Origin of the sequence: Halobacterium bonnevillei (assembly GCF_009831555.1) — an archaeon.
GTDB lineage: Archaea > Halobacteriota > Halobacteria > Halobacteriales > Halobacteriaceae > Halobacterium > Halobacterium bonnevillei.
Window position 1 is genome coordinate 1 of the sequence record NZ_WUUU01000229.1, and the last position, 3875, is coordinate 3875.

Below are 3875 nucleotides of genomic sequence, written 5' to 3' on the forward strand. Positions count from 1 at the left end.
GTCCTCCGCGAGCATGCGCTGGGCGGCCGTGATCTGGTCGTCGGAGACGGCGACCGCGGTGCCGTCCGTGTCGTAGATGCCGGGCAGCGCCTTCGGTGCGTTGACGGGGTTGCCGATGCGGATGGCCGTCGCGAGGGTCTCCACGTCGGCCCAGCGCTCGACGTAGTCGCGGCCCGCCTCGACTGCTTCCACCATCGGCGCCGCCCCCTCGGCCTGCACGCCGGTGAGTTTCGGCATCTCGGCCTCGGTCATCTCGCCGGCGGCGACGAGCTCCCGGAAGCACTTGTACAGCGCGGCCGTGTTCCCGGCGTTCCCCACGGGGAGCACGATGCGGTCTGGCCACTCCCCGGTCGCCTCCCGGGACTGTTCGAGAATCTCGAGGCCGATGGTCTTCTGGCCCTCGAGGCGGAACGGGTTCAGCGAGTTCAGCAGGTACGCCTCGCCTCGGTCGGCGAGTTCGGCGACGACGTCGAGGCAGTCGTCGAAGTTGCCGTCCACCTCGCAGATGCGCGCGCCGTGCAGCGCCGCCTGTGCGACCTTCCCGGCGGCCACCTTCCCCGCGGGCAGCAGGACGAGCACCGGCGTGTTCGCCCGAGCGCCGTACGCCGCCAGCGCCGCGCTCGTGTTCCCCGTCGAGGCGCACGCCAGGCGGTCGACCCCGAGGCGGTCCGCGACGCGCACGCCGACGGTCATCCCGCGGTCCTTGAAACTCCCCGTCGGGTTCGCGCCCTCGTTTTTCACGCGGAGGTCGGCGACGCCCGCTTCGCCCTCGATGTCGGGGACCTCGTACAGCGGGGTGTTCCCCTCGCGGATGGAGACGCCCTCCTCGAACGGGAGCGCCGCCGCGTACCGCCAGACGCCCGCGCCGTCGAACTCGTCGAACGTCGGGTAGTCGGCGTACCGCGCCTCCAGCAGGCCGCCGCAGTCCGGGCACTCGTACACCACGTCGTCGAACGGTGCGATCGTCGCACCGCACTCCACGCACGCCAGCCAGACGCCGTCGTCGGCAGCGTCCGGGGTGGGGCCGCCCAGCGAGAGGTCAGTCATAGTCACGTCTCCGTGGCGGACACACAAATACCGGGCGGGTGCTGCGGGATTTGCCGGCCGCGGTCGGACCCGCGTCGCGGCCACGGCGCTGGGCTGGGCGACGCGACAGAACTCCGTCCGAAGCCTGCTGCTGGATACTGACGGACGCGCTCTCGGTTCGCGACGCGAAACGCGGGTGGGTGGTTCGTTACTCCGCCATCGTCGGGGACTGCACTGGAACGGGCTTGCCCGCGAGGGCACGCAGGCGCCGGAGGCCGCTCGTCGCGGCCACGGTGACCACGACGGTGGCGGCGGTCGTGGGGGCGGCGACGGCGGCAACGGCAGCGAGCACGGCGACCGAGGACAGCACCGCCACAGCGACAACCGCCTCGAAGTCGACCGCGGCGAGCGGGTGGTGTGATTGGTGGCTCCGCATACACGGAGACAGGACCGCATCCGCCTTAATGATAACCAGAATGATATTTCTGTACGCGAGTTTGCTGAAACTCTCTTCTGTTCGCTCGGGCCCCGGATGCGCACGGCAGCCTCGCGACGGCGTCCGCCCCTCAGTAGGCGTAGCTCTCCTCGGCGACAGTGAGGCGGCCGTCGTCGGTCCGCGCCAGGGGCGCGTACCTGTCCTCGCCGACGCCCGACAGGTAGGCCGCGAAGTCGCTGCGGAAGCCCATCGGCGGGTCGTCCCAGAGGTCCAAAGCGTACTCGATTAGTTCCGCTGCGGACGCCGTCTCCCGGTCGGCGTCGTGCGTGACGCCGTAGAACGATGACGCGGCCAGCTCCCGCATGAGCACTTCGTCCTGCCAGCAGAACATGCACGGCTGGTCCGCGGGCAGGAACTGGACGCCGCGCTCGCGGTGGTCGTCGCACTCGACGCGACGCAGGTCGCCGATGGACCGCATCTCGACGTCGAACCCGTCCGCCCGCAGGTCGACGACGAAGTAGCCGCCGAAGCGCTTGCCCGCTTCGCCGCGTTCGGTCGCCTGCAGGAACGCCGCGTTCAATCGGCGGCCGTGGCGGCGGCCGAGGTGAGTGTTCCCGCAGAAGTGCGCGCGGCCGTCGAAGCTGTCAGCCAATCGCCACCGCTCCATGTGCGTGACCAGCACCACGTCGTCGTCGACGTGGTCGAGGGAGTTCGTGAACCGCTGACCGCCCACCGTCACCGTGTCGTCGTCGGGGATCTCGGTGCCGACGTCGAGGTCGTACTCGAGGTCGCCGAAGTAGTCCTGGTTGCCGTACACCCACAGGAGGCCGTGGGCGGCCCGGTCGTCGAGTTCCGCGAGGTGGGGTTCGACGTCGCGCAACTGTTCGGCGCCGACCGCGCGGTCGCGGCGCATCGCCCGCGTGAAGTCGCCGACGTGCACCGCCGCGTCGAAGGATTCGCCGGCGGTGTCGTCGAGCACGCGCCGCAGCGACTCCGTGTCGCCGTGGTTGTCGCCCATCACGAGCAGGCGCTGGCTCATGCCCGACGCTCCGTGGAACGTTCAGTTAGCTGTTACGAATGCCGGGACGGTCGGCGTCCGCCGTCAACTGAGCCGCACCGGTCCCGACCGTTCGTCGGCCGACTCGTCGAACACGCGCGCGAACACGGGGACGTAACACAGCCACGCGAGGAGGTACGCCACCCCGAACACAGCGCTGCGTGTGTCGAGAGCGGCGAACGCTCCGTCGACGGCGCCGACGACACTCACGAGGATTCCGAGGACCACCAGCGACGGGCGGCCGAGCCAGTCGTAGACAACGCCGACCAGCGACCCGACCACGTACGCGAGCGTGTACCGCGCCGCGGCCGTGAGCGCGACGTTCCCCCAGAACACGGCCGCGAGCGGGACCGCGTCGGCGCCGACGAACCCGAGCAGGACCGTCATCTGCTCGTAGTACGTGTCTTGCACGCCCAGCAGGGCGGCGACGGAGAGCGCCGCCGTCGCCACTCCCACCACGCGACCCGCTTTCACGCCCGCTCTCGCGGGGTCGTTGCGTTCGACCATGACTGGCTGCCGCGCTGTCCGAACCGGCTCGCGGGCCGGCGTGCCGCCGGCTCAGTCGAGTTTCACGGCCGTCCCGTACGCGATGACCTCGGAGCCGCCGCTCGCAATCTGGGACGTCTCCAGGCGGACGTTCACGACGGCGTCGGCGTCCATCGACCGGGCGTCCTCGGCCATCCGTTCCATGGCCTCGTCGCGGGCGTCCGTGAGGAGTTCGGAGTACGCCTTCAGCTCGCCGCCGGTGATGTTCCGGATGCTCTGCGTGATGTCTCGGCCGACGTTGCGCGCCTTCACCGTGTTGCCGCGTGCGATGCCGAGCGACTCTCGCGTCTCGCGACCGGGGACTGTCTCAGTGGTGACGAACTCCATGCGGGGGTGTCGGACGTGGAGTGCGATAAAACGGTGTCCCCGGTTTCACAGCGTGAACCTGCGTCAACACGCGCCTGCGACCCCGCCCTGGTCACCGGCTGCGTCCGACGGCTACCCGAGCAGTTCCACGAGCAGGGCTTTCTGGGCGTGCAGGCGGTTCTCCGCCTGCTGCCAGACGACGGACTGCGGGCCGTCGATGACGCCCGCCGCGACCTCCTCGCCGCGGTTCGCGGGCAGACAGTGGATGAAGGCGGCGTCCCCCAGCAGCGAATCGTCGACCTGGAACCCCTCGAAGGCCGCGAGGCGCTGGTCGCGTTCGGCCTCCTGGCCCATGCTCACCCAGACGTCGGTGGAGACCTCGGGGTCGAGGCCGCTCATCTCCGAGACGTTCGAGGACGCCCGGACGCCAATGAGGACGTCCGTTTCCTCGACCAGCGCGAGCGCGTGCTCGGCCATCTGGATGTCGTCGACGTCGACGGCCTC

5 protein-coding genes and 1 pseudogene are annotated in these 3875 nt (G+C 70.1%); all 6 read right to left on the reverse strand.

Annotated features, from left to right (window positions below; all coding sequences use genetic code 11):
* Window positions 1-1047, reverse strand: a 1047-nt coding sequence (gene thrC / locus GRX66_RS17265) for a threonine synthase (RefSeq protein WP_159527620.1), incomplete at its 3' end; no start/stop codon positions are given.
* Between the two features lie 187 nt (window positions 1048-1234).
* On the reverse strand, window positions 1235-1462 hold the full coding sequence (locus GRX66_RS17270) for a hypothetical protein (protein ID WP_159527621.1): 228 nt from the start codon (window positions 1460-1462) through the stop codon (window positions 1235-1237).
* A 130-nt stretch (window positions 1463-1592) separates the two neighbouring features.
* Entirely contained in the window at window positions 1593-2501 is a 909-nt protein-coding gene (locus GRX66_RS17275) for a metallophosphoesterase family protein (RefSeq protein WP_159527622.1), read from the reverse strand.
* A gap of 63 nt (window positions 2502-2564) precedes the next feature.
* The gene (locus tag GRX66_RS17280) at window positions 2565-3026 is read right to left on the reverse strand and encodes a hypothetical protein (RefSeq protein WP_159527623.1); all 462 of its coding nucleotides are present in this window, start codon (window positions 3024-3026) and stop codon (window positions 2565-2567) included.
* A 51-nt stretch (window positions 3027-3077) separates the two neighbouring features.
* Complete coding sequence (locus GRX66_RS17285) at window positions 3078-3392, reverse strand: YbjQ family protein (RefSeq protein WP_159527624.1); 315 nt, start codon at window positions 3390-3392, stop codon at window positions 3078-3080.
* A 111-nt stretch (window positions 3393-3503) separates the two neighbouring features.
* Window positions 3504-3875, reverse strand: a pseudogene (locus tag GRX66_RS17290) (ornithine carbamoyltransferase); the annotation flags it as partial.